The organism is Sphingobium sp. YR768, from assembly GCF_900111125.1.
In the GTDB taxonomy this organism is placed as follows: domain Bacteria; phylum Pseudomonadota; class Alphaproteobacteria; order Sphingomonadales; family Sphingomonadaceae; genus Sphingobium.
Window position 1 is genome coordinate 1 of the sequence record NZ_FOGE01000031.1, and the last position, 24,812, is coordinate 24,812.

The following is a 24,812-nucleotide window of genomic DNA, read 5'->3' on the forward strand; positions in this document are numbered from 1 at the left end:
CTGGCCGCCGACCTGATTGACGATGTGCAGAAAGCCGCTGCCCTGATCAGCAGCGATGTCCTGGCCACCGCCTTCGCCGAACTGGTGGCGCTGGCCGACACGCTGGGCGATCTGCCGGTGGGCAAGGCCATCGCTGGCCTCGCCAAGATGCGCGAGAATGCTTTGACCCTGCTGGGCCATGAGCAGGCGCGCATGGAGAAGCTGCTGGCGGCCGAGGTCGCCCAGTGAGCGTAGAGGCTGATTTCGGCGCGTGGCTGAAGTCGGCCTCGCTTATTGCTGTCGCCAGTTCGGATGCGCTGGCGGCAGCATGGGGCGACCTCGCCGCCAAGGCCGAACTGGTATCAGCGCTGGCGGAGAAGGCCGACGCGGAAACCGAGGCCAATCGGCAGCTCACCCTGTTCGGCGCGCCGATGGTCCTAGAAGTGCTTCAGGTCGATGGCCTCCGCATCGATCTGATCGGAAAGCCGGTGACGCTGCGCGCATCCCGTACCGGCTATGCCAATGGCGCGAATGTCTTTGTGATCGGTGCGCGGGAGGTCGAGCAGGTCGAGCGCACCAATCTGACCGTATTGAGGAAGCTGGCATGAGCGGCGTTTTGATCATCAAGCCGCTGCCGATCGCCGCGACGCCCACGGTCACCGGCACCGGCGCCGCCAATCTTTTGACTGTTGATCCCAACGAGGCGTGGATCGCGCCCTCTGCCGCATCGCTCACCATCGACATCGACATGGGCGCGGCGGTGACGGTCGACAGTTTCTATCTTGGCTATACCAATGCCGATGCCGCCGCGACCTGGGCCATCCAGCGCGGGATCACGCTGGGCGGCGGACTGGTCACCATCAAGCCTTCCGGTGCCATGCGCGCGTCCGACAGCGACGGACCACGCCATCATTGTTTTGCGCGCCTCGCTGCGCCGGCAACGTCGCGCTTCTTTCGCCTGATCCTTTCCCAGGCCGGGGGCCAGCCACTCTATGCTGGCGCACTGATCCTTGGCGTGGCCTTCGAAAAGCATCGGGAGTTTGGAGAGGGCCGGACGCCGATTGACACCGGCACGCGCCAGGACCTGCCGGGCGGAGGGTTCGGGATTGGCGAAGGCGTCGTGAAAGCGCAGTTCGCCTTCACCTTCGCTGACCTGACCATCGCCGAGCGTAATGCCCTTTGGTCTATCAAGAAGGACAGGGGCCTGAGCCGCCCAGTGTTACTGGTCGAGGATGCTGATCTGGCGACCGGCATGAATGACGCGATCCACTATGGCGTCTTCGAAAGGTTCCAGGCCTACGAGCGGGTAAACCCCGCCTATACGCGCTGGGCGGGATCGGTCATTGAATGGGTCTGAACCATCCTTTAAAGACCCTTTGAAGGGCGCAGGATCGGCGGAGGAAAGTGTTAAAAAAGCTCTTGTCTCCGCTTAAAAAAGCTTTTGGGCCGCTTCAGTGAACGATAATGTCGACGATAAATTTCTCGCACTTGATGCCTCGGGACACCTCAAAAAGAGGGTAAAGAGCGGGAGCCAGTTGCCATGGATCGCCGTACTCGAATGCCTGATCTGATTGCGGCAGGAAGCGCCGTTATGCCTCCGCTTGCTCCAGCGAAGCGACGGCCTGTCCTATATGCCGATCTCCTATTATGATCGGCGCACAGCTTTAGGATAGGATCAGGCAAGCGCAATAAAATGTCGAAACTTGCGGGAAATATGCGAAGTTAAGCGCGGAACAGCACGCCGCCCGTCATCGCCTCCGGCACCCCGGTCGTCCCCGGAAAGCTGATCGGCAGCCGCTTCAGATGCCGCACCGCCATATAGGCGAAACCCTGCGCCTCCAGCGCATCGCCGTCCCAGCCCAGCGCGTCGACGCTCAGCACTTCCGCCCCGGTCCGCTCCGCCAGCATCGCCATCAGCGTCCCATTATGCCGACCGCCGCCCGCGACATGGATCTGCGCCGGCCGCTCCGACAAATGATCCACGCCCCGCGCCACCGCCGCCGCCGTGAAGGCCGTCAGCGTCGCCGCGCCATCCTCCAGACTTAGCCCCCGTACCGCCTCGATGCTGAACTGCTCGCGATCGATGCTCTTGGGCGGCGGCGCGGCAAACCAGGGATCAGCCATCATCGCCGCCAGCCGCGCGTCGTCCACTACCCCCCGCGCGGCACAGGCGCCCCCGGCATCATAGGCCGCATCCCCATGCGCCTGCATCCAGTTGTCGATCAGCCCGCTCGCCATGCCGGTGTCGAACGCAATCAGCGTTTCGTCCGCCCCGATGAAGGTGATGTTCGCCACGCCGCCCAGATTGAGTATCGCCGCCGGCTTCGCCAGCCCATCGGCCAGCGCGCGATGATAGACCGGCAGCAGCGGCGCGCCCTGTCCGCCCGCCGCCACATCCGCGCTGCGCAGGTCCGCGACGACATCGATCCCGAACGCGCCCGCCAGCCCCGCGCCATCGCCAATCTGCCAGGTCCACCCCCATTCGGGCCGATGCGCCACCGTATGGCCATGAAAGCCGATCACCCCCACATCCTCGGCAATATGCCCGCTGCGCCCCAGCAGGTCCGCCACCGCCTGCACATGCCGTTCGGTCAGTTCCGCCTCCACAGATGCGATCAGCGGCTCGAACCCCGACTTGTCCATCGCCATCGCCCGCTGGCACGCCTCGGCCAGCCGCAGGCGAAAGCCATCATCATATTCCATGGCATGGAAAGCGACCGCCTCGACCTGCCCCTCGCCATCCGTCTCGATCAGGGCCGCGTCGATCCCGTCGCGCGATGTGCCGGACATCAGGCCGATTGCTAGCATGATCGAAAACTCCACCTCTTTTACAGTCGCTGTCCCAATGCTACAGGCGCGCGCCATGAGCAACTATCAGTCCGATCTCCTGCGCCTGCTCGAAGCGCGCGGCTTCATCCACCAGCTTACCGATGCGGAGGGTCTCGACACCCTCGCCAAAAGCCAGGTGGTGCCGGGCTATATCGGCTTTGATCCGACGGCGCCCTCGCTGCATGTCGGTCATCTTGTGTCGATCATGATGCTGCGCCAGTTGCAGAAGGCCGGGCACAAGCCGATCGTCCTGATGGGCGGCGGCACCGGCAAGATCGGCGATCCCAGCTTCAAGGATGAAGCGCGCAAGCTGCTGACCCACGACCTCATTCAGGAGAATGTGGCGAGCATCAAGCGCGTGTTCGAACGTTTCCTGACCTTCGGCGATGGCCCGTCGGACGCGATCATGCTCGACAATGCCGAATGGCTCGACAAGCTGGAATATATCCCCTTCCTGCGCGACATCGGCCAGCATTTCTCGGTCAACCGGATGCTGAGTTTCGATTCGGTGAAGCTGCGCCTCGACCGCGAGCAGTCATTGAGCTTCCTCGAATTCAACTACATGATCCTTCAGGCCTACGACTTTCTGGAATTGTCGCGCCGTTCGGCCTGCCGTCTTCAGATGGGCGGATCGGACCAGTGGGGCAATATCGTCAACGGCGTCGAACTCGCCCGCCGGGTCGACGGCCAGCAGGTCTTCGGCCTCACCACGCCTCTGCTCACCAATGCCGACGGCACGAAGATGGGCAAGACCGTGGGCGGCGCCGTCTGGCTGAACGAAGACCAGTTGTCGCATTACGATTATTGGCAATTCTGGCGGAACACGGCGGATGCCGACGTCGCCAATCGCCTGCGCCTGTTCACCGATCTGCCGATGGACGAAGTGGCCCGCCTCGCTGCGCTGGAAGGCGCGGAGATCAACGAAGCGAAGAAAATCCTCGCCAACGAAGCGACGGCGCTTTGCCGTGGCCTGGACGCGGCGACGGCATCGGCCGAAACCGCCCGCCGGACGTTCGAGGAAGGCGCGTCCGACGCCAACCTGCCGACCGTCAGCCTGGGCGCCGAAGGCCTCACCGTGGTGCAGGCCACCACTGGCCTCGGCTTCGCCACCTCCAACAAGGAAGTGCGTCGCAAGCTGACCGAAGGCGCGATCAAGGTGAATGGCGAAACCGTCACCGATCCCAACGTCACGCTCAAGCCCGGCGACAAGCTGAGCTTCGGCGCGAAGAAGCACGGTCTGGTCATCGACTGATCCTAGGAGGGAGCGTTAGCGACCGGTTAACGCTCCCTCCTAACACAGCGTCCATCTTTAGCCCTTTAGACTCGGGGCCATGTCCCCTTCGGTCTTCGCCAATCTCGGCCATGTCCTGCGCTCCCGCGATCCTTCGGTCGAACAGCGCCGCGCGCGCCGCGATCTGGTCGACATGGTGAGCCACATCAGCGCGCAGGGTCACAGCCACGCCGCGCAGATCATCAACATTTCCATCCTCGGCCTCATGTGCCGCAGCGATGCGCCGCTGACGCCCGGCACGCGGGTCAGCATCTGGCTGCCGGTCGTGCAGGACTATGGGGCCGATATCCGCTGGGTGCAGGATGGCCGCATCGGCATGGAATTTGCCGAACCGATCACGGGCCATGTCTATGATGCGATGCTGACCCTCATTCCGCCGCGCCCGACAGTCTGGTAAGTCCCTCTCCCGCCTCCAGACGCTGCCGCACGCGCACCAGCGCATCGGGCATGTCGGTACGCAGGAAATCCATCACCACCTCACGCACTTCGCAGCGCAGGTCGAAGGCGATGCCCGCATTGCGCGCAGACAGCAGCCCGCGCAGTTCCAGCGCCTCGGGCCGATGCTCCGTCACCTGCAATATCGCCACCCGCCCGTCCCAGCGGCTATTGGCCTTCACTGCCTCGACAAATTTGGCCCGGATACGCGCCACATCAGCGGCCGGATCGACATGGAAGAAAACGGTGCCCAGAAGGTCCGACGTCTTCGTGGTCCAGTTCTGAAAGGGCTTTTCCAGAAAATAGGATACCGGCACCACCATCCGCCGATCGTCCCAGATGCGCACGATCACATAGGTCAGCTTGATCTCCTCGATCCGCCCCCACTCGCCTTCGATGATGACGACATCGTCCAGCCGGATCGGCTCGGAAAAGGCCATCTGGATGCCCGCGATCAGATTTTTGAGCGCAGGCTGCGCCGCCGCACCCACGGCCAGCGCTGCCAGACCGGCCGACGCCATCAGCGACACGCCGATCGTCCGCACGCCCGGAATGGCGATCAGCATCATCGCGATCACCAGAAAGCCGACGATGCACTGGCAGATGCGATAGAGGATGCTGATCCGGGTGCGATGCCGCCGGGCCTTCAGATTATCCTCGACACTGATGTCGGCCCGCGCCTCCATCATCGCCTTGCCCGCATGCATCGCCCGCAGGATCAGCCAGCCGACCAGCAGCGCGAAGATCATCCGCGCCCCGATCGACCATATATCCTCGACCCGATCGCCCAGTTCGATGGATTTGAGGCCAGCCCCCAGCGACAGCAACACCACCAGCCATCGCGTCGGCTGATAGAGGGCCGGCAGCAGCACAGGCTCGATCTTCGAATGTTTCGCGACCCGCAGCGCAATCCAGTAAAGCGCCCAGTGGATCAGGAAAGCGGCAGCCACCGAAATGGCGATCGACATCACCGCCATCGGCGTGATGTGAGTCAGGCTGATATCGGACATGCGGGGGCAACGCGGGCAAGCGGCGTTTTGTTTCGCAGGTGCAGCACGTTTTCTGGCGGCGGTGTAAAATACGACACTTCCCCCCATGTTCACCGGAGAAGGTTGGGGAAATATTTACTTTCCTATACAGTCTCTTTTGCGAGACATCAGGCAATGGAGGAGACTGCGTAATGAAGACTGCTCTATTTATGCTTTCCGCTATGTTCGCACTTTGCGTTTCCAGCAATGCAGTACATGCTGCCCCTTCATTGGCAAATTTTGCAGAATGCCTCGTTCAATATGATACGGAGCGGATGAAGGCCTGGGTCGATTGGGATGGACCGGGCCTGATCTACAAAGAGCTGGCATCTGCCGTGAACCAATCCGGTTGCTACCAATCCGGGCATTGGGATTATTGGAACTTTCGAGGCGCTCTATCCGAAGCTTTGCTGAAGAAGAAATACTCTTCCGGTCCGATTCCAGACTTGGAGAATGCGAAGCCCGTCACTGACATAGAAATGGCTTTGGCGTGGGGGAATAATGACGGACGGGAAAGCATGCTACTGAACGTTTACAGTGAATGTGAAGCACGAAATAATTCAGAGAAAATATTCAGAATTTTCATGATAAAACCGAACGGACCCGATAAAAATGCGTCATTGAAAATTCTAAAAAATAGCGGCAAAAAATGCCGGTCATTAGCGGGCAACATAAAAATAAATTCCAGCAATCAAGCACTTCATGCACGACTTGCAATTGCATTCTACCTGACCGACAAAGATATCAATTGAATTTCATCTCCAATACAGGTCCGCAGCGAAGAGGTGTTCAGTAGATATAAAACGAGGCTGATTGCGATTCAGCCTATCCCCCCCTCAACAGCCCCACCGCGGCATCCTTCTCGAACAAATACAAACATGTCCGCGCCGCCTGCCCGCGCGCGCTGTCCAGCCCGCCGTCCCGCTCGATCAGCAGATGCGCGTCATCCCGCGCCGCATCCACCAGCGCCGCGACATGTTCAGGCGTCGCGACCTTGAGTTCCGCCTCGCCCGACTGGCGCGTACCCAGCACCTCGCCTGCGCCGCGCAGTTTCAGATCCTCCTCGGCAATCCGAAACCCGTCATTCGTCTCCCGCATCAGCGCCAGCCGCGCCCGCGACGTCTCGCCCAGCGCATTGCCACGCAGCAGCAGGCAGGTCGACGGCTTGTCGCCGCGCCCCACGCGCCCGCGCAACTGGTGCAATTGCGCGAGGCCGAACCGGTCAGCCCCCTCGATGATGATCAGGCTGGAGTTGGGCACGTCCACGCCCACTTCGATCACCGTGGTCGCGACCAGTATCTGCGTGCGATTGGCGGCAAACGCCTCCATCGCCGCATCCTTGTCCACCCCCTTCATCTTGCCATGCACCAGCCCGACCCGGTCGCCGAAGCGCTGGCGCAGCGTCTCGGCCCGCATCTCGGCCGCCGCCTGATCGCTGGTTTCGCTTTCCTCGACCAGCGGGCACACCCAATAGGCCTGCCCCCCGCCCTCGACATGGCGGGCCAGCGCCTCCACCACCTCGTCCAGCCGCGTGGCGGCCATCACTAGGGTCTGGATCGGCTGGCGCCCCGGCGGCATCTCGTCCAGCCGCGAGACTTCCATCTCGCCATAATAGGTCAGCGTCAGCGTGCGCGGGATCGGCGTCGCGGTCATCACCAGCAGATGCGGCGACCGCTCCGCCTTGCTCGCCAGCATCATCCGCTGCGCCACGCCGAACCGATGCTGCTCGTCGATCACCGCCAGCCCCAGCGCCTTATATTGTACCGCTTCCTGAAAGATGGCGTGCGTACCGACGAGAATGTCGATGCTCCCATCCGCCAGCCCCATCAACGTCGCTTCGCGCACCTTGCCCTTCTCACGCCCGGTCAGGATCGCAATCTCGATCGGCAGGCCCGACGCCATTTTCCGCAACGTCTCATAATGTTGCCGCGCCAATATTTCGGTCGGCGCCAGCATCGCGCCCTGCATCCCGGCCTCGACCGCGTTCAGCAGCGCCATCAGCGCCACCAGCGTCTTGCCCGACCCCACATCGCCCTGAAGCAGGCGCAGCATCGGCGTCGCCTGCGCCATGTCGCCCTGGATCTCTCCGATGGCCCGGCGCTGCGCACCCGTGGGCGCAAAGGGCAACTTCAGCATGTCGCGCAGCCGTCCGTCGCCCTGGATCGACACCCCGCGCCGCCGCCGCGACGATTGCCGCACCAGCATCAGCGCCAGTTGTCCCGCGAAAATCTCGTCATAGGCCAACCGCTCCCGCGCCTTCGCGTCCGACGGATCGGCATGGACCCGCCCCAGCGCCTCGCGCCATGCAGGCCATTGCTTGCGCGCCAGCAGGCTCGGCTCGATCCACTCGGGCAGTTCGGGCGCCCGCGTCAAAGCCTGCCCCGCAATGTCGCGCATCCGGTTGTTGGTCAGCCCTTCGGACAGGCCATAGACCGATTCGCGCGCCGGCACCGTGTCCGCTTCCTCGGGCGGCAGCACATAGTCCGGGTGTACCATCTGAAGGTTGTCGCCATAGGCCTCCAGCTTGCCCGACACGAATTTGGGTTCATTCAAAGGCAACAGCTTGCGCGGCCAGCCGCTATTCTTCCCGAAATAGACGAGGGATACGACATTGGCTCTCTTGTCGATCGCCTGCACCCGGAACGGCGCACGCGGGCTGCTGCTGGCCTTATAATCCACCGGCGTCAGCATCGTGCCGATCACCCGCCCCGCATCGGCCATGTCCAGTTCGTCGGTCAGGTGCCGGTCCACCCAACTAACCGGGATATGAAAGGCGACATCGACCGCGCGCGCCAGCCCCAGCCGCTCCAGCGGACGGGCAAGCGCGGGGCCGATCCCCTTGAACAGGGATATTTCGGCAAAGAGCGGATTGAGAATATCGGGTCGCATGGCTATCTGACGGGCTGTAACGCGTGATCGCTCCTGTGGGAACGTCATTGCGAGCGTAGCGAAGCAATCCATCTGCACGACACTGGGATTGCTTCGCTACGCTCGCAATGACGAGCGCCTTATCGGGGCAGATCACCATCCAGGCCAGCCGGGACGGTATGATCCATACCCGATCGGCAGGCTGTGCCATGCCCGTTAAAGGAACAAATTGTGAACGAAAATCCCCAGATGCGCCGCATCAAATTCCGGGCCTGGCATCGCGGCACGCGGGAAGCGGACTATACGGTCGGCGGGTTCTTCGAGCGTTACCATGCCGAATGGAACCCGCAAGAAATCGCCTGGTTCGAACGCTTCATGGATGAGCAGGACGCGGACATCATCGGCTGGGCGCTCGGCACCATCCCCGTTCCCGAAGAATGGAAAGGCCCGATGATGGACAAATTCCTGAAACTCGATTTCGTGAAGATCGAGAATTAAGCAATCCGTTCGGGCTGAGCGAAGTCGAAGCCCATGATCGAGCGAAGCGATATCTTCGCCCACAGCCTTCGCCTTCGCTCAGGCAGGCACTTCGACAAGCTCAGTGCGAACGGCTTTTAAATCTATGACCGATCTCCAGAAAATCCTGAAGGCGAAAGCGCCGCTCACCTTGTCGGGCGTGCCCGCGGGGTTCCAGCCCTGGCTGCTAGCCGACATCGCCCGCGCAGCCGGGGCTGCGGGTGGCCGCGCCGTCTTCATCGCGTCCGACGAACAGTTGATGCGCGCCGTCGCGGACACGGCGCATTATTTCGCGCCGGAGATCGAGATCATCGAAATCCCCGCCTGGGACTGCCTGCCCTACGACCGCGCCAGCCCCTCGCTGCGCGCCGCCTCCGCCCGACTCGCCGGCCTCCATGCGTTGCAGGCCAAGCCCAAAGGCCCGCAACTGGTCGTCACCACGCTGGCCGCCATGACCCAGCGCACCCTGACGCCCTTCCGCGTCCGCCAACTGGTCGCCAAACTCGCGCCCAAGGAACGGATCGCCATCCAGAAGCTGGCCGAAATGCTGCAAGCGAACGGCTATGTCCGCACCGACACGGTGCATGACCGGGGCGAATTCGCCATTCGCGGCGGCATCGTCGACCTCTTCCCCGGCGGCGAGGAGATGCCGCTGCGCCTCGATTTCTTCGGTGATGAGATCGAAACCGTCCGCCGCTTCGACCCGTCCGATCAGCGCACGATCGAGAATGTGGACGGCTTCACCCTCCTCCCCGCGTCCGAAGCCCTGCTGGACGAAGACACGATCAAGCGCTTCCGTGGCCGCTACCGCGAAAGTTTCGGCGCGACCGCGACCGGCGACCCGCTCTATCAGGCGGTCAGCGACGGCCGCCGCCTGGCCGGCATGGAACATTGGCTGCCTTTGTTCGAGGAAAAGCTGGTTCCCCTGACCGATCACCTCGGCGAAGGCACCGTCCTCATCCGCGACCATGGCGTCGCCGGCGCAGCGGAGAGCCGGTTCGAGGCGATCCGCGACTATCACGCCAATCGCGTTCAGGCGAAATCCTCCGACCCCGGCTCCTATCGCCCGCTAAAGCCCGACGCCCTTTACCTGAACGCCGCCGAATGGGACGCCGCCGTCGCCACCCTGCCGATGCACGGCACGACCCCCTTTCACGAACCCGACAGCGCGACCGTCCTCGACTTTTCCGTAGACGGCCCCCGCGATTTCGCCCCCGAACGCGCGCAGAATACCAACATCTACGAAGCCGTCGGCAAGCACATCGCCACCCTGCGCCGCGACAAGAAAAAAATCGTCATCGCCAGCTATTCCGGCGGCGCGCGTGAGCGCCTGTCGGGCCTGCTCGCCGACCATGGCGTCGCCCGCCTCGCCGCCGCCGACAACTGGCAGGAAGCGCTTGGCATCGCCGCAAATGGCAGCGTGACGCTCACCGTCCTGCCGCTCGACCATGGCTTCACCGCGCCAGACGTCGCCGTCCTCACCGAACAGGACATGCTGGGCGACCGCCTCGTCCGCCGCGCCAAGCGCAAGAAAAGCGCCGATGCCTTCTTGCAGGAACTGGCCACCCTGTCGCCCGGCGATCTCGTCGTCCATATGGACCATGGCATTGGCCGCTATGAAGGGCTGACCCAGATCCCGGTGGCGAAGGCCCCGCATGATTGCGTCGCCCTTACCTATGCAGGTGGCGACAAGCTCTACGTCCCCGTAGAAAATCTCGAAGTCCTCTCCCGCTACGGCTCCGAAAATGAAGGCGTAACCCTCGACAAGCTGGGCGGCGAAGCCTGGCAGCGGCGCAAGGCCAAGATGAAGGAGCGCATCCGCGAAATCGCGGGTGAATTGCTCAAGACCGCCGCCGAACGCGCCCTGCGCGCCGCCACTGTCGCGGAACCCGATCATGCCGGCTACCCCGCCTTCGTCGATCGCTTCCCCTATCAGGAAACCGAGGATCAGGACCGCGCCATCACCGACGTGGTGGAGGATCTGGGATCGGGCAAGCCGATGGACCGGCTCGTCTGCGGCGACGTCGGCTTCGGCAAGACCGAAGTGGCCCTGCGCGCCGCCTTCGTCGCGGCGATGGCGGGCATGCAGGTCGTGGTCATCTGCCCCACCACCCTGCTCGCGCGCCAGCATCACATGAATTTCGAGGAGCGTTCCCGCGGCTTCCCCGTCAATATCGGCCGCCTCTCCCGCCTCGTCCCCGACAAGGAAGCGAAAGCGACCAAGGCGGGTCTGGCCGACGGCACCATCGATATCGTCGTCGGCACCCACGCCCTGCTGGCCAAGGGGCTGGAATTCAAGCGCCTCGGCCTCGTCATCGTGGATGAGGAACAGCGGTTCGGCGTCACCCACAAGGAACGGCTGAAGTCGCTCAAGACCGACGTGCATGTCCTGACGCTCACCGCCACGCCGATCCCGCGCACGCTGCAAATGGCCATGTCGGGCCTGCGCGAACTCTCCGTCATACAAACACCGCCGGTCGATCGCCTGGCGGTGCGCACCTACATCATGCCCTGGGACGGCGTGGTGATCCGCGAAGCCCTACTGCGCGAACATTATCGCGGCGGCCAGAGCTTCTTCGTCGTCCCCCGCATCGCCGACCTCACCGAAGTCGAGGAGTTCCTGCGCACCGAAGTCCCCGAAATCAAACCCATCGTCGCCCATGGCCAGATGAGCGCCACCGATGTCGAGGAACGCATGTCCGCCTTCTACGACAAGCGCTACGACGTGCTGCTATCGACGACGATCGTGGAATCCGGCCTCGACATTCCCAGCGCCAACACGCTCATCATCCACCGCGCCGACCGCTTCGGCCTCGCGCAACTCTACCAATTGCGCGGCCGCGTGGGTCGCTCCAAAACCCGCGCCTATGCCTATTTCACCACGCCCGCCAACCGCATCATCACCGAAACGGCGGAAAAGCGGCTCAAGGTCTTGTCCGACCTCGACACGCTCGGCGCGGGCTTCCAGTTGGCGTCCCACGATCTCGACATTCGCGGCGCGGGCAATCTCGTCGGCGACGAACAATCGGGCCATATCAAGGAAGTCGGCTTCGAACTCTACCAGTCGATGCTGGAAGACGCGATCATGGACGCCAAGGCCGGCGGCGCCAATGGTCTTGGGGCAATCGAACGGCGCAGCGACAGCTTCTCGCCCCAGATCACGGTCGACGCGCCCATCCTGATCCCCGACGATTATGTGCCCGACCTCGACTTGCGCATGGGCCTCTACCGCCGCATCAACGAGTTGGAGGATCGCAATGGTCTGGAATCCTTCGCCGCCGAACTGATCGACCGCTTCGGCAAGCTGCCGCTCCCCACGCAGAACCTGCTCAAGATTATCGAAATCAAGCAGAACTGCCTGGTCGCGAACATTTCCAAAATCGACGTCGGGCCAAAGGGTGCGCTGGTCAGTTTCTTCGAGGATCGCTTCCCCAAGCCCGCCGGCCTCGTCGCTTATGTCCAGAAACTCAACGGCGTCGCCCGCCTGCGCCCCGACAGCAAGATCGTCGTCGAGCGCGCCTGGCCCGACCCGCAGGCGCGCTTGAACGGCGCGCTGCAATTGTCGAAGGGCCTGATGAAGGCGGCAGGATAACGCCACATTGTCCCCCTCCTCTTTAGTGAGAGGCTTGACCAGCTAGCGATGGTGGGATGCTATCGCTCCCTGTTCCCCGGCGAAGGCCGGGGCCCAGTTCCACGGTCTGAGCTGGGGAACGCTCCATAGGAGGCAAGCCGATAGCGTGTAGCTATTCGAGCGCAGACATCTTCCCCTGTCCTACTCGACATGTCTCTGATCTATCCTGCAAGATGGACCAGTCCCGCCATAGCCCCGCCCTCACCCGCCGCCCCAGCCAAAGCCGTGACCTTCCTGCGACCTATCCGGCGCGCAGGGGCCGCGTCTGGATGATCCAACCGACGCCTCGATGCCGCGCCACAGACGCATCACCGTCGCACGCCTGTCGCACTTGCCCTGAAAAGCGCCGAAAACACTGGCCCAGCGACGGTGTGAACTTCGCCGGTGACACGCCACGATGACCTTCCGATCCGACCTCCATGTCGCCATTCCTCATCGTCGGGAAACGCAACAGCAATAGTGGAAACCTAAATCCAGCGAAGACGACCGGGCAGCAAAGTCCGGCGTCGCAAGCAGGAGAATGCAAATGAGTTTGATCATCGCCCTCGCGGCGGCCGCCGCGTCGCACAGCGTCACTGTCGAGCATCACGGCCAGCAACTCGGCGCCACCTACACCGCCCGCACCGAAATGCGCACGAAGACGATCGGCGCCAAGACGCCCAACCGCATGGATGGCCAGCGTTGCCAGTGGACCGCGACCGTCGTCGTCGACCGCAAGCTGGATCATGGCCCGGCGCTCGCCCGCACCATCGCCACCGACAAGCGTTTTTCGGGCAGCGAAGCCGGCGCCTGCACGCCCGGTCGCAATTCGGGCGCGCGCAACCTTGCCCAGCATCAGGAAAAGATAGAAGCGCATCTGGTCGCAGTCGCTCAGGCCGACCGCGCGCCTCTTCTGGCTGAACTGGACTCGGTACGTAATCTTGCATCCAACTGATCGTCTCTGCCGCGTGGCATGGCTGGGAGCATTGCTGCTCGCCGGCCATGCCGTTCCGGCCACCGCCCAATATGCCGCCGGCACGACCGTCATGCTCGAAGCCGCCAGCGACGAACGCCGCCGTGGCCTGAGCTGGAGCGATGGCGATCCCGTCCTGCGCGGCAGCCTGTCCGTGCCCGTAACCGACGGCCTCAGCCTCGACGGCACGGCTACCACCCTTTGGGGCAACAACCGCCATAGCGGCGCGGACGCCGTGCTCGATCTGGGCGCCACCTATGCGAAACAACTGGGCAGCTGGCGCCTGACCGCAGAGGGCCGCTACCATCTCTTCCCCGGTGCCTCGGGACAGGGTTATGGAGAGGTCGGCGCCATTGCCGGTTTTGCCCTCGGCCCGGCCAATGTCGATCTTGGCGCCCGCTATGCCCCGCGCCAGTCCGCAATCGGCGGCGACAATCTCTATCTCTCGGCCAGCGGCGCCTTTGCCATCCCCGCCACGCCCTTCACTGTGTCCGCCCATGTCGGTCATTCGTCGGGCGACGTAAGCGATCCCGTCCAGGCAGCCCGGCTGCGTCCCGGCGGCAGCTATTGGGACCATGGCGTCGCGATCGACTGGTATCGGGGGCGCTGGTCCGCAGGCCTGCGCTATGCCGACACGGATATCGATGCCGCCGACAGCGCCCATGCCGGCGCCAGCCTGATCGCGCGGATCGGTTTTACCCTATAGGCGGCCCTGTCCTATCCCATGCAGATTTGCTAATCAGCCTGACAAAGGGGAGGACATGATCATGCCCGTCGAACTCAAAATCCTGGCCTGGGGCATGATCCTGCTCCTCGTTCACATCTTCGCCGCCGCTCATGTGAAGACGAAACAATATGGCGCGAAATGGAATATGGGTGCGCGCGACGCGCATCTGCCGCCGCTCAATCCGCTCGCCGGACGCCTGTCCCGTGCGGAAGCCAATTTCAAGGAAACGCTGCCGATCGCCATCGTCGCGCTGATCGGCGTAGTGCTGACCGGAAAGGCAAGCGAGTTGACGGCGCTGGGCGGCTGGATCTGGCTGGGCGCACGGATCGTCTACCTGCCGCTCTATGCGGTTGGTGTGCCCGTCGTCCGCACGATCATGTTCATGGTCAGCCTCGTCGGCCTCCTCATCGCACTCTGGCCGCTGCTGGTTTTCTAACCCCGCAGCACCAGATTGATGAGATCGGCGGAAGCGACACCCGCCGACCTCAGGAAACCCTGATAATAATCGCATCCTTCCCGCGCCAGCAGGTCGAGTTGCTCTTCCGTCTCGACCCCCTCGGCAATCACCTTCAGGCCCAGTGACTTGGCCATGTGGATGACGCCGCGCACGATGATCCGGTCCCGCGCCGTCCCGGCAATATCCTGCGCCAGCCCGCTGTCGATCTTGAGATAGTCGAGCGGCAGGCTTTTCAGATAGGCGAGACTGGAATAGCCCGTGCCGAAATCGTCGATCGCCACCGCCAGCCCCTCGGCCCGCAGCGCCGTCAACAGCGCACCGGCCGCGCCGACATCCTCGATCAGACCGCTCTCGGTAATCTCCACCGTCAGGCGCGACCGGGGAAAGCCGCTGCCGTCGACCAGCCCGAGCAAATTGCCCATGAAACCGGGCTGGGCAATATCCGCCGCCGTAACGTTGATCGACAGGCGCAGGTCGGACAATGCACCCGGCCAGGCTGCCGCCTGCCGCAAAGCCTCTGCCTGAATATGCGCCGACAGCGGCAGCATATAGTCGGACCGCTCGGCCGTGGCGAACAATATGCCCGCGCCCAGCGGCCCATAATGGGGATGATTCCACCGGGCGAGCGCCTCGACCCCACTGATCTTGTCGCTATCGACCGGATATTGCGGTTGGAACACAATCCCGATCTCGCCCCGATCCAGCGCGAGACGCAGGTCGGTTTCCAGCCGGTCGCCATCGACCTGCCGACTCTGCCGCTCGGCGGAAAGAATGCGGATACCCTCCCCACCTCCTTGCCGTGCATCGGACAAAGCCGTCCCCGCCCGCCGCAGCAATTGGGTGGCGTCATCCTCAGCCCGCGCCTGCGCAATGCCACAGCGGGCGGTCAGACGAATCAGATGATCCCCCGCGCTGAACGGTTGCCCCACCGCACCGATCAATTGCCGCGCCAGGAAGGTCGCCCGGTCGCTGCCTGCGGCCTCCCCCGTCAGGCCGATCAGAAATTCCGTCCCGGCGATCCGCGCGACCATGGCGCCCGGCGCGACATCGTCGACCATCCGCTCGATCCGCCGGGCGATCCGGCCCAGCAGCGCGTCGCCCACAACCTGCCCATAGGCCGCATTCATCCGGTCGAACTGGCTGATCGACAGAAGCAGGATGGTGGTCGGCAATCCCGCCCGTCGATCCAGCCAGTCGAGCGCCGCCTGCCGCGATCGCAGGCCGGTCAGATAATCCCGGTTCGCGCCTTCCTGCTCATGCCCGTCGGACAGCCACTCTACATCGGCGGCGATGGCCCCCGTCCCAGCCCGCAGATGATGGACCAGTCGCTGACCCGGACGGCCCGGCACGCTATGCGCCAGTGCGGCAGGATGGCCGGTGCTCCGCATCGCCTTCAACGCGGTCAATATGCTGCGCCGCTCGGACCGTGGCAAACGCCGCAACAGCGTCGATGGCGCAACCTGGACATTCGCAAGCCCCAGATGCCGCGCCAGATTGTCACTCAACCGCAACAGGCGATGACCGCGTGCAAGATCCCAATACAGCGCATCACCGCGCCGGATACGCTGCGCCCGCTGGCTATGCTGGGCGCCGCCGCCCAATCGCTCCACCAGCCGATAGGCAGAGGCCAGCGCTGCCCCCAAACGCGCATCGCTGACCGGCGCGACCAGATAATGGGTCGCCCCGGCCGTCATCAGCGTGGGGATATGCGCCTCATCCTGCGGATCGATCAGCACCAGCAAGGCGCCGCCGCCCGCCTCCATGGCAGGCACCAAAGGCGCCAGCAATTCCGCCGCGCCGCCCTTGCGCAGATCGACCAGCGCCACCTGCGCTTCGCTGTTCAGATAGCGTTGCGGCGCATCCTTGGCACGCCGCGCACCGATAGCCCGCCAGCCCACGCGCTGCGCAGCCTGACGCAGCCCGTCCCGGTCCCCCGGCGACAGGATGAACAGGCTCCGCTGCCCATCGGCGCTCTGATCCCCACTCACAAATTTCGTTCCCCGGCGCGGCGCATTGCATCGCCTTAACAACAAGGCGTTACCGACCTCTTGCCTTCGCTGCAACGGGGGTGCTTGCACAGACCATGTCCATCGCCTAGCTAAGCTCCATGGTCATGGCCGATCCTGAGCATATGCTGATGACCGACGGCCTGGGCCGCCGGATCAGCTACCTGCGCATATCGGTCACGGACCGATGCGATCTGCGCTGCCGCTATTGCATGGCCGAACGGATGCAGTTCCTGCCGAAGAATCAGGTTCTGACGCTGGAAGAGATCGCGTTGCTAGCCGATCTCTTCGTCGCACGGGGTATCGACAAAATCCGCCTGACCGGCGGCGAACCGCTTGTCCGTCGCGATATCGGCGATCTGGTTCACCGGATCGGTCGCCATCTGGGCAACGGGCTGCGCGAACTCACGCTCACCACCAACGGCACCCGTCTGACCGATCATGCCGAGATGCTGGCCGATGCCGGTGTCCGCCGGATCAATGTCAGCCTGGACAGCCGCGATGCCGATCGCTTCGCGCATATCACCCGAGGCGGCCAGATCGATCAGGTACGCCATGGCCTCGACTCCGCGCAGAAAGCCGGCCTCGCGGTCAAAATCAACATGGTAGCGCTCAAAGGCGTGAACGAGGATGAAATCCTCCCCATGCTGTACTGGTGCAATGATCAGGGCTTCGACCTCACCCTGATCGAAACCATGCCACTGGGCGAAACCGGCGAGGATCGCACCGATCATTATCTGCCGCTGACGGACGTCGCCGCGCAGATCGCCCCCCTCCATGCTCTGACGCCGATCGACTATCGCACCGGCGGCCCTTCCCGTTACTTTGCGGTCGAAGGCATGGAAACGAAACTGGGACTGATCACCCCACTGACCCGGAATTTCTGTGCGGACTGCAATCGCATCCGCATGACCTGCGAGGGCAAGATTTTCATGTGCCTGGGCCATGAGGATCATGTCGATTTCAAAACAGCGCTCCGTGACGGCGGCTTGCCGGCTGTTCAACCATTGATCGACCGGGCGTTGCGCCTGAAACCTGCCGCCCATGATTTCCGCATCGGCGCGGGCGCCCGCGCCGCCACCCATCGTCATATGAGTGTTACCGGCGGATGACCGAAGAACCCCGGCGCGCGCTGGTCGCGTCCCCCACCCAGGCCGCACGGGCGGCTGAAGAGCGGCTGCGCGCCTCCTATGATTTCGTGCCTGTCGATCAGGCGGACATGATCATAGCGCTGGGCGGCGACGGTTTCATGCTCCAGACACTCCATTCCATGCTGGAGGGACGACGGATCGTCCCGATCTTTGGCATGAACCTGGGCACCGTCGGCTTTCTGATGAACGAATGGCGGCTGGAGCGACTGGAACAGCGGCTGGAAAAGGCCAAGAGTTTCAAGGTCAATCCGCTGCGCATGACTGTGGACACGGTCGATGGCGAGCGCTTCTCTATCCCCGCGATCAACGAAGTGTCGCTGCTGCGTGAAACCCGCCAGACCGCCAAGCTGGAAGTGCAGGTCAATGGCCGTCCGGTCTTGCCGGAACTGGTGTGCGACGGCGTGCTGGTTGCCACCCCGGCTGGATCAACCGCTTATAATCTGTCCGCCCATGGACCGATCCTGCCACTAGGGTCGGCGCTGGTGGCGCTGACGCCGATCAGCCCCTTCCGCCCCCGCCGCTGGCGCGGCGCGATCCTGCCAGAAAATACCGCTATTCGCTTCACCGTGCTCGATCCGGTCAAGCGCCCAGTCAGCGCCGTGGCCGATCAGCGCGAAGTGCGCGACGTGGCGCAGGTGGATGTCGGCATCGACCGCGCGACGCCGCTGACCTTGTTGTTCGACCCCGAACATACGCTGGACGACCGCATCGCCGCCGAACAGTTCATCGCATAAATTTCCCTCATTTGGCGCTTGCCATCTTCGGAAAACCACTGCTATAGGCGCGGCCTGCCCAGCGAAAGCCGGGCTGCTCCCCGATAGCTCAGCGGTAGAGCATTCGACTGTTAATCGAATGGCCGTAGGTTCGAATCCTACTCGGGGAGCCAATTTGGACACTCTGCTTCAGAGCCTCCGGAGGGGGCGCTGAGAGCGGGTGCTCCAGGGGAAATTTTCTCAAGCATTGCAAAAGGTTCACGGAACTCGACGGTGAGTTCGCCGTTGGCCCATGTACAGTTCGAAAGTAGCAATTTCAGAACGCTGATTTTGTCACTTGGAGACTGCAAAACGAAGGTGCGATGAGCCTTTCGCGCCAAATCCAGCAGTTCGATGCCATCGCCTATCAAGGCATTGTCAACCTCGCGAAATCCTTCCAGCCGCTCCAAGCTCTGCATACGCTCGCCCCGCCATTCAGAGGCTAGTCGGTCGTACATGTCCGCAGGAATCCTGCCCTCGAGGTGGTCAACATACAGCTTATCTATGCGGACCTGTAGGCGATCGGCCTCCGCCTTCAGCCGCATAATTTCTTCATTGCGCTCCTTGTCCTTGTCGCATTGAGCGTCAACGATCGCACGTTCGATCAACGAGAATATCTCGTCATCGACTTGCAGGCGGGCGAGTTGCTGAGCGATAGCTTCGGTTAGCGCTTCTTCCCGGACATATTTTTCCGGGCACTTCTGCCTAAACCCAGAACAGTGATAATAGACATAGCGCTTCTTCTGCATTTGGGCGACGACTGCGCACCCGCAATGACCACAGGTTATGAGGCCTGTGAACGCGAAACGCAGCTGGTCGCCATGAGTGTTTTTTACACTTCGGCGATCCAGCAGCTCTTGAACGTTGTTCCATGTCTGGGAACTGACGAGAGGCTGGTGGACGCCTCGGAAGCTTTCGCCTCGCCATTCGATCCGGCCGATGTAAATCGGATTTCGTAACATGTGATGAATTGAGCTGCGCCCAACAATCTGCTTGGTCAGCTTACTTCGCAAGCCAGCATTGCGGATTTTCTCGGTAACTTCAGCAAGCGAATATTCGCCTGTCTCCATCCATTCAAAGAGTCTGATGACAAGTGGTGCAGCTTCAGGGTCAGGAATGATAATCCTTTTCCCTGCGGAGCCGAGAACGTTAATATATCCCGTCGGCGCGTGCGTCGGCCAAATACCTTGACTTGCCTTTTCCAGAAGACCCTTTTTTGTTTTTTCAGATAGATTGTCTACGTAATTCTTGGCTATCAAAACTTTGATGCCATGAATGAATTTCTCCGAATATTTCGATTCTTTGGATATAACAACACCCTCTTTAACCAAGTGTATTTCTATATCCAGATTCTCAATTTCCAGATAATCTGTCATGTTACGATAAAGACGATCAACCTTCTCGACCAGCAATATCCTAGGGTCAGGACCCATTGATATAATTGGGTTTGTGTGATTCAGGCTCCGTGAGGAGACTGGATTTGAGCGACCTATATTGGCTGACGGACGAGCAGATGGCACGGCTTGAGCCATATTTCCCTAAGAGCCACGGCAAGCCTCGGGTTGACGATCGCCGGGTGTTGAGCGGGATCATTTTTGTGAACCGCAATGGGCTGCGCTGGCGCGATGCACCGAAAGACTATGGGCCACACAAGACGCTGTACAATCGTTGGAAGCGGTGGGGCGATAAAGGCGTATTCCTGCGGATAATGGAAGGTCTGGCTGCGCCCCAGGCATCCGAACGCAAGACGGTGATGATCGACGCGACCTATCTCAAGGCGCACCGCACGGCATCGAGCCTTGCGGTAAAAAAGGGGATTCGGGCCGCCTGATTGGCCGCACGAAAGGCGGCTTGAACACCAAGCTTCATGCCGTGACGGACACCAATGGTCGGCCAATCAGCTTCTTCATGACCGCAGGTCAGGTCAGCGATTATATTGGCGCGGCGGCATTGCTGGACGAACTTCCCAAAGCCCAATGGCTGCTGGCGGATCGTGGTTACGACGCCGACTGGTTCCGCGATGCCTTGCAGAAAAAAGGCATAACCCCTGCATTCCGGGTCGGAAATCCCGAAACAAGGCCGTCAAATACGACAAACGTCGCTACAAGCGCCGCAACCGGATCGAGATCATGTTCGGACGCCTGAAAGACTGGCGGCGGGTCGCCACACGCTACGACAGGTGCCCAATCGCCTTCTTTTCCGCCATCGCCCTCGCTGCCACCGTCATCTTCTGGCTCTAATCAACGAGTCCTGACCCTAGAACCTGGCCTTCGAACATCCACTCGCCATAACGCCCGATAGAAATGCGGGTCAGTACGAAATCGTCGATATGTTCGCGTACGTGCATTTTGACCGTGCTACCCGTGTCGAGCTTCGCACAGATCTCGCTAAAGACGGCGTCCCACCGGCGCCCGCGTTGGCGCCGCAAGTAGCGAACCAAGGGAGCGAGGTTCTCGTTCAATGACTTGGTGTAGGGCGCACCGATGCGGGCATGGCGCTTGAGCCCGATATGGATTGCCTCGGTCTGAGGCATCCTTTTCAATTTGGGAGATGCGGCGTGGCTCGCGCCCCAGCGGGGGCGTTCGACTATCACCTTGAACATGTCATCACGCATGACGGGCCTCCCCAAACAGAGGAGTGGCAACGACGGTAAGTATGGAAAACTCAGCGGCGCGAGGGCCGCGAAAAGCAATCAGGCGAGGAGCGTCGCCCGTGTAGCAATTGCCCATGCAATCTGTTCCTGAAAACAGGGAAATGAGAAGTTGTTTTCGTCGCGGTCAAATGCTGCGCGCATGGTCTTCTCCTTTCCTCGTTCAAAAACAGGCCAATATTGGCTGGCATCGACCTAACTCAGATTGACCATAGGCGCAAGGCCCACCTATCGACGCAGCATCTTCCTACGAGGCGAGGTTTGAAAACCGTTCTATTCATTTGCAGTCAGAACCGACTGCGTAGCGCAACGGCAGAGCACGTCTTTGCCAGTTATCCGGGGCTTGAGGTCTCCTCGGCGGGGACCAATCACGATGCCGAAAATCCGCTGACAGCCGAACTGGTGTCCTGGGCAGATATCATCGTGGTGATGGAAAAACAGCATCGCACCAAGCTGCAGAGGCGCTTTCGCTCCGCCTTGCGTGGCCAACGCGTGATCTGCCTTGATATCCCTGACGACTATGCTTTCATGGACCCAGATCTGGTGGAATTGCTCAAGATCCGCATGGGTCGCCACCTACCACCGGTTTAAGTCGCGGGCTGGTGTCGACCCAAAGGCGACGCTGAGAGGCTTATGACGCCTCGCCAGAAGCGGACGCACCCAAAGCATCAAAATCGCCTGTAGCGGCTTCGTAGGGCAAATTTGGGTGGTCCGCTTCACCGCCCTTACGGATCAAGACCAGACTGAGCGGAAGGTCCCAGAACCCTCCTCCCATACCAGCCGGTTAAGCCCAAGCTGCCTATCTCAGGTAGCCCGGTCCGGCTGTTTGGCACGGTACCTGCCACGCCACTTTTTTCGAGCATGCCCTCCTCGCACATCCATGCCAAATATTGACGTGGGACACCGATATCCGTGAACTCCTTGGCGCGCACTTCGTCTTTTCCTTGAGCAAACGCTAGGGCGCGATCCCTCAGCGAAGGCGTCGGGCCACCAGCCAAGCGAATCCGCTCAGCACGGTCGCGAACACTTTTCCGAATTCCATAAGTTGGCGGCCTTGGCGGAGCCAACGGAGCGTCTTTAGCGAAAACCTCCTCCTCCACCTTTTCTGCGGTAGATTCCCCAGAATTCAAAGCCCGATAGAAGGAAATCGTCTTTCGGGCCTCTTGTGAAGAAAGCCACAAAGCCGGTGGGAATGTGTCTAATCCGGGGAGCCAAATTCTTCCAGACATCGATGTGCCGACTTACATGCCCGCAACCCGCCCTGCCAAGGCAAGCGCGGCAGGCCCGACCTTATATCGCCTCAGTTCATTTCGATGCCATCTGCCCCGCGCAGCGATATATTGTCCGGACATTCGCGTAACTTATTTTTTGCTCCCCGGCCGCAGGGGGGGGTTGTTATTCAGGAAGAGCCGTTGCATAGGCGCGGCCTGCCCGGCGAAAGCCGGGTCGCTCCCCGATAGCTCAGCGGTAGAGCATTCGACTGTTAATCGAATGGCCGTAGGTTCGAATCCTACTCGGGGAGCCAGTTTTCTATATTAGCAAAGCGATCGAACGCTACTATATAGGCCGGATAGTCAGTCGCACACGCCCATCGCCTCCCGTGTCGCCGCCAATATCTCATCCGACAAATCGGTATTTGAAACCCCACGCGCCAGCACCATCGCCCCAACCATCTGCGCCATACGCGCTAAAGCGTCCTGCCGATCCATTCCGGGTCCAGCCTGCTGCAATATAGCGGTCAACGCCTCCAAACCCTGACGAAATGCCTTGGCCAGATCGCCGCCACGACGCGCCGCATCCGGCCCAAGCGCGATCAGTGCGCAGCCGGTTTCGGGCGCATCGCGATTGCGGGGGCTGAGATAATTGGCGGCGATCGCGACGGCGGCCCCCTCCTCCGGCGCAACCGCCACAACATCATGCCAACGTGCGACACCCTTCTCCAGCGACGCAGCGCAGGCTTCGGCCGCAAGGGCCTCCTTCGATTCGAACTGATTATAGAAACCGCCATGGGTCAGGCCGCATTCGCGCATCACCTCACCAATGGCGACCCCCTCCACGCCCCGCGCACGGAACAGGCGGGATGCTGTGTCCACCACTTGGGCGCGATTACGTGCTGCCTGTTCCCGACTGACCTTCATATCCCGTGTCCCATCATTGGCCTCTTGACCTTATATATGACATAGATCATTTAACGCCAGTCCGATCCTGGTCCCGGGGGAATAGATGTTGTCGACCGCACTTGTCGCTCGCCTGTCTGCGCGCAACATTCACTATGGCTGGGTGGTCGCAGGCACCACTTTCCTCACCATGCTGGTGGTCGCGGGCGCCGTCGGGGCGCCCGGCGTCTTCATCATTCCATTGCAGAAGGAGTTTGGCTGGAGCGCGGCCGACATCAGCGGGGCGCTGGCAATCCGTTTCCTGTTGTTCGGCGGCATGGGGCCATTTGCAGCCGCCTTCATGAACCGGTTCGGCGTGCAGCGGATGATGCTGATTTCTCTTTCCATCGTCATCGCTGGGCTGTTGCTGTCGCTGGGGATGAAGCATCTGTGGCAACTGGTGCTGCTGTGGGGTGTAGTGATCGGCGTGGGCACCGGGCTGACCGCCATGGTGCTGGGCGCGACCGTGGCAACGCGCTGGTTCAGTCAGCGGCGCGGGCTGGTGATGGGATTGCTGTCCGCCAGCACCGCGACTGGCCAGCTGGCTTTCCTGCCGCTGCTCGCAGGTCTTACGGAAAGCCATGGCTGGCGCACGGCGATGCTGCTGGTGTGCGGCGGGATAGTGGTCGCGGCGCTGGTCATCCTGCTGCTGATGCGCGATCGGCCTGCCGATATCGGCATGCCGCCTTATGGCGGCACCGCCATCCAGCCCGCCCCGTCCCAGCCCGCCAGCCTTGGCGCCCTGCTGGCGACGCCGCTGATCGTCCTGCGCGACGCGGCGCGGGTGCCGACTTTCTGGATTCTTTTCCTGTCCTTCTATATTTGCGGCGCCAGCACCAATGGGCTTGTCCAGACGCATTTCATCTCGCTTTGCGGCGATTATGGGCTGGCGGCGGTCGGTGCGGCATCGATGCTGGCGATGATGGGGCTGTTCGATTTCGGCGGTACGTTAGCGTCGGGCTGGCTGAGCGACCGGTTCGACAATCGCTGGCTGCTCTTCTGGTATTATGGCTTGCGGGGCCTGTCGCTGCTCTATCTGCCGTTCAGCGACTTCTCGCTCTACAGCCTGTCGCTCTTCGCGGTCTTCTATGGCCTCGACTGGGTGGCGACGGTGCCGCCGACGGTGAAGCTGACCGCCCAGCGCTTCGGACCTGAAAGAGCGAATATCGTTTTCGGCTGGATCTTTGCCGGGCATCAACTGGGCGCGGCCAGCGCGGCGCTGGGCGGCGGCCTGTCGCGTACCCTGTGGCACAGCTATATGCCGGCCTTCATTGGCGCGGGCATTCTCTGCCTGATCGGCGCCGGTCTGGTGCTACTGATTAATCGCGGACGACAGCCTGTGCTTTCGCCTGCTTGAACCTTGCCGCCAGCGCGTTACGCTGGC

22 protein-coding genes, 2 tRNA genes and 1 pseudogene are annotated in these 24,812 nt (G+C 62.0%); 18 read left to right on the forward strand and 7 right to left on the reverse strand.

Going from position 1 to position 24,812, the window contains the following annotated elements; all coding sequences use genetic code 11:
* From BMX92_RS27505 to BMX92_RS22230, 3 genes are all read left to right on the forward strand, one after another.
* A partial coding sequence (locus BMX92_RS27505; RefSeq protein WP_177185204.1) for a hypothetical protein occupies nucleotides 1-228 on the forward strand: 228 nt, incomplete at its 5' end.
* Nucleotides 225-587, forward strand: coding sequence for a hypothetical protein (locus tag BMX92_RS22225; protein ID WP_093020645.1), 363 nt, complete (start codon nucleotides 225-227; stop codon nucleotides 585-587). The genes BMX92_RS27505 and BMX92_RS22225, both read left to right, overlap by 4 nt.
* The gene (locus BMX92_RS22230) at nucleotides 584-1,336 is read left to right on the forward strand and encodes a hypothetical protein (protein ID WP_093020646.1); all 753 of its coding nucleotides are present in this window, start codon (nucleotides 584-586) and stop codon (nucleotides 1,334-1,336) included. The genes BMX92_RS22225 and BMX92_RS22230 overlap by 4 nt, the downstream gene beginning before the upstream one ends.
* Before the next feature lie 365 nt (nucleotides 1,337-1,701).
* Here BMX92_RS22230 and BMX92_RS22235 read toward each other — a convergent pair whose 3' ends face one another.
* Nucleotides 1,702-2,787, reverse strand: coding sequence for an anhydro-N-acetylmuramic acid kinase (locus tag BMX92_RS22235; RefSeq protein ID WP_093020689.1), 1,086 nt, complete (start codon nucleotides 2,785-2,787; stop codon nucleotides 1,702-1,704).
* A 55-nt stretch (nucleotides 2,788-2,842) separates the two neighbouring features.
* Between BMX92_RS22235 and tyrS the strand changes: the two genes are divergently transcribed.
* The gene (gene tyrS, locus BMX92_RS22240) at nucleotides 2,843-4,060 is read left to right on the forward strand and encodes a tyrosine--tRNA ligase (protein WP_093020690.1); all 1,218 of its coding nucleotides are present in this window, start codon (nucleotides 2,843-2,845) and stop codon (nucleotides 4,058-4,060) included.
* A gap of 79 nt (nucleotides 4,061-4,139) precedes the next feature.
* Nucleotides 4,140-4,496: a PilZ domain-containing protein gene (locus BMX92_RS22245; RefSeq protein WP_093020647.1), complete on the forward strand. Its 357-nt coding sequence runs from the start codon at nucleotides 4,140-4,142 to the stop codon at nucleotides 4,494-4,496.
* On the opposite strand, the gene BMX92_RS22250 is transcribed toward BMX92_RS22245, so the two are convergent.
* Nucleotides 4,468-5,544 carry a mechanosensitive ion channel family protein gene (locus BMX92_RS22250; protein ID WP_093020648.1) on the reverse strand — a complete coding sequence of 359 codons (1,077 nt, stop codon included), beginning with the start codon at nucleotides 5,542-5,544 and terminating at the stop codon, nucleotides 4,468-4,470. The two genes, BMX92_RS22245 and BMX92_RS22250, sit on opposite strands and share 29 nt — an antisense overlap.
* 170 nt (nucleotides 5,545-5,714) lie before the next feature.
* Here BMX92_RS22250 and BMX92_RS27040 point away from each other — a divergent pair, with 170 nt between their 5' ends.
* Nucleotides 5,715-6,314 (forward strand): hypothetical protein, encoded by a 600-nt coding sequence (locus BMX92_RS27040; protein ID WP_143066844.1) that lies wholly within the window; start codon nucleotides 5,715-5,717, stop codon nucleotides 6,312-6,314.
* A gap of 73 nt (nucleotides 6,315-6,387) precedes the next feature.
* On the opposite strand, the gene recG is transcribed toward BMX92_RS27040, so the two are convergent.
* Nucleotides 6,388-8,451 (reverse strand): ATP-dependent DNA helicase RecG, encoded by a 2,064-nt coding sequence (gene recG, locus BMX92_RS22255; protein ID WP_093020649.1) that lies wholly within the window; start codon nucleotides 8,449-8,451, stop codon nucleotides 6,388-6,390.
* A gap of 210 nt (nucleotides 8,452-8,661) precedes the next feature.
* On the opposite strand from recG, the gene BMX92_RS22260 reads away from it, so the two are divergent.
* From BMX92_RS22260 to BMX92_RS22280, 5 genes are all read left to right on the forward strand, one after another.
* Nucleotides 8,662-8,928, forward strand: coding sequence for an FAD assembly factor SdhE (locus BMX92_RS22260; RefSeq protein WP_093020651.1), 267 nt, complete (start codon nucleotides 8,662-8,664; stop codon nucleotides 8,926-8,928).
* A gap of 124 nt (nucleotides 8,929-9,052) precedes the next feature.
* Complete coding sequence (mfd, locus tag BMX92_RS22265; RefSeq protein ID WP_093020653.1) at nucleotides 9,053-12,538, forward strand: transcription-repair coupling factor; 3,486 nt, start codon at nucleotides 9,053-9,055, stop codon at nucleotides 12,536-12,538.
* Between the two features lie 565 nt (nucleotides 12,539-13,103).
* Entirely contained in the window at nucleotides 13,104-13,511 is a 408-nt protein-coding gene (locus BMX92_RS22270) for a hypothetical protein (protein WP_093020655.1), read from the forward strand.
* 13 nt (nucleotides 13,512-13,524) lie between these two features.
* Complete coding sequence (locus BMX92_RS22275) at nucleotides 13,525-14,235, forward strand: TorF family putative porin (protein ID WP_305728192.1); 711 nt, start codon at nucleotides 13,525-13,527, stop codon at nucleotides 14,233-14,235.
* A 61-nt stretch (nucleotides 14,236-14,296) separates the two neighbouring features.
* Nucleotides 14,297-14,692 (forward strand): MAPEG family protein, encoded by a 396-nt coding sequence (locus BMX92_RS22280; protein WP_093020693.1) that lies wholly within the window; start codon nucleotides 14,297-14,299, stop codon nucleotides 14,690-14,692.
* Here the strand turns inward: BMX92_RS22280 and BMX92_RS22285 are convergent.
* Nucleotides 14,689-16,701 (reverse strand): putative bifunctional diguanylate cyclase/phosphodiesterase, encoded by a 2,013-nt coding sequence (locus BMX92_RS22285; RefSeq protein ID WP_093020658.1) that lies wholly within the window; start codon nucleotides 16,699-16,701, stop codon nucleotides 14,689-14,691. The genes BMX92_RS22280 and BMX92_RS22285 overlap by 4 nt on opposite strands.
* 119 nt (nucleotides 16,702-16,820) lie before the next feature.
* On the opposite strand from BMX92_RS22285, the gene moaA reads away from it, so the two are divergent.
* The 3 genes from moaA to BMX92_RS22300 all read left to right on the forward strand — a co-directional run bounded on the left by moaA (nucleotide 16,821) and on the right by BMX92_RS22300 (nucleotide 18,756).
* On the forward strand, nucleotides 16,821-17,831 hold the full coding sequence (moaA, locus tag BMX92_RS22290) for a GTP 3',8-cyclase MoaA (RefSeq protein ID WP_093020660.1): 1,011 nt from the start codon (nucleotides 16,821-16,823) through the stop codon (nucleotides 17,829-17,831).
* Complete coding sequence (locus tag BMX92_RS22295) at nucleotides 17,828-18,604, forward strand: NAD kinase (RefSeq protein ID WP_093020662.1); 777 nt, start codon at nucleotides 17,828-17,830, stop codon at nucleotides 18,602-18,604. The genes moaA and BMX92_RS22295 overlap by 4 nt, the downstream gene beginning before the upstream one ends.
* A 77-nt stretch (nucleotides 18,605-18,681) precedes the next feature.
* Nucleotides 18,682-18,756 (forward strand) — tRNA-Asn (locus BMX92_RS22300).
* On the opposite strand, the gene BMX92_RS22305 is transcribed toward BMX92_RS22300, so the two are convergent.
* On the reverse strand, nucleotides 18,742-20,034 hold the full coding sequence (locus BMX92_RS22305; protein ID WP_177185205.1) for a recombinase family protein: 1,293 nt from the start codon (nucleotides 20,032-20,034) through the stop codon (nucleotides 18,742-18,744). The two genes, BMX92_RS22300 and BMX92_RS22305, sit on opposite strands and share 15 nt — an antisense overlap.
* A 68-nt stretch (nucleotides 20,035-20,102) precedes the next feature.
* Between BMX92_RS22305 and BMX92_RS22310 the strand changes: the two are divergent.
* Nucleotides 20,103-20,862, forward strand: a pseudogene (locus tag BMX92_RS22310) (IS5 family transposase).
* Here BMX92_RS22310 and BMX92_RS22315 read toward each other — a convergent pair.
* Nucleotides 20,859-21,236 carry a hypothetical protein gene (locus BMX92_RS22315; RefSeq protein WP_177185206.1) on the reverse strand — a complete coding sequence of 126 codons (378 nt, stop codon included), beginning with the start codon at nucleotides 21,234-21,236 and terminating at the stop codon, nucleotides 20,859-20,861. The pseudogene BMX92_RS22310 and the gene BMX92_RS22315 overlap by 4 nt on opposite strands.
* Before the next feature lie 297 nt (nucleotides 21,237-21,533).
* On the opposite strand from BMX92_RS22315, the gene BMX92_RS22320 reads away from it, so the two are divergent.
* The gene (locus BMX92_RS22320; protein WP_093020666.1) at nucleotides 21,534-21,863 is read left to right on the forward strand and encodes a low molecular weight protein tyrosine phosphatase family protein; all 330 of its coding nucleotides are present in this window, start codon (nucleotides 21,534-21,536) and stop codon (nucleotides 21,861-21,863) included.
* An 859-nt stretch (nucleotides 21,864-22,722) separates the two neighbouring features.
* Nucleotides 22,723-22,797: transfer RNA gene (locus BMX92_RS22330), tRNA-Asn, on the forward strand.
* 49 nt (nucleotides 22,798-22,846) lie between these two features.
* Here BMX92_RS22330 and BMX92_RS22335 read toward each other — a convergent pair.
* Nucleotides 22,847-23,410: a TetR/AcrR family transcriptional regulator gene (locus tag BMX92_RS22335; protein WP_093020668.1), complete on the reverse strand. Its 564-nt coding sequence runs from the start codon at nucleotides 23,408-23,410 to the stop codon at nucleotides 22,847-22,849.
* A gap of 85 nt (nucleotides 23,411-23,495) precedes the next feature.
* Here BMX92_RS22335 and BMX92_RS22340 point away from each other — a divergent pair, with 85 nt between their 5' ends.
* Nucleotides 23,496-24,785 (forward strand): MFS transporter, encoded by a 1,290-nt coding sequence (locus BMX92_RS22340; protein ID WP_093020669.1) that lies wholly within the window; start codon nucleotides 23,496-23,498, stop codon nucleotides 24,783-24,785.
* Nucleotides 24,786-24,812 lie beyond the last annotated feature (27 nt).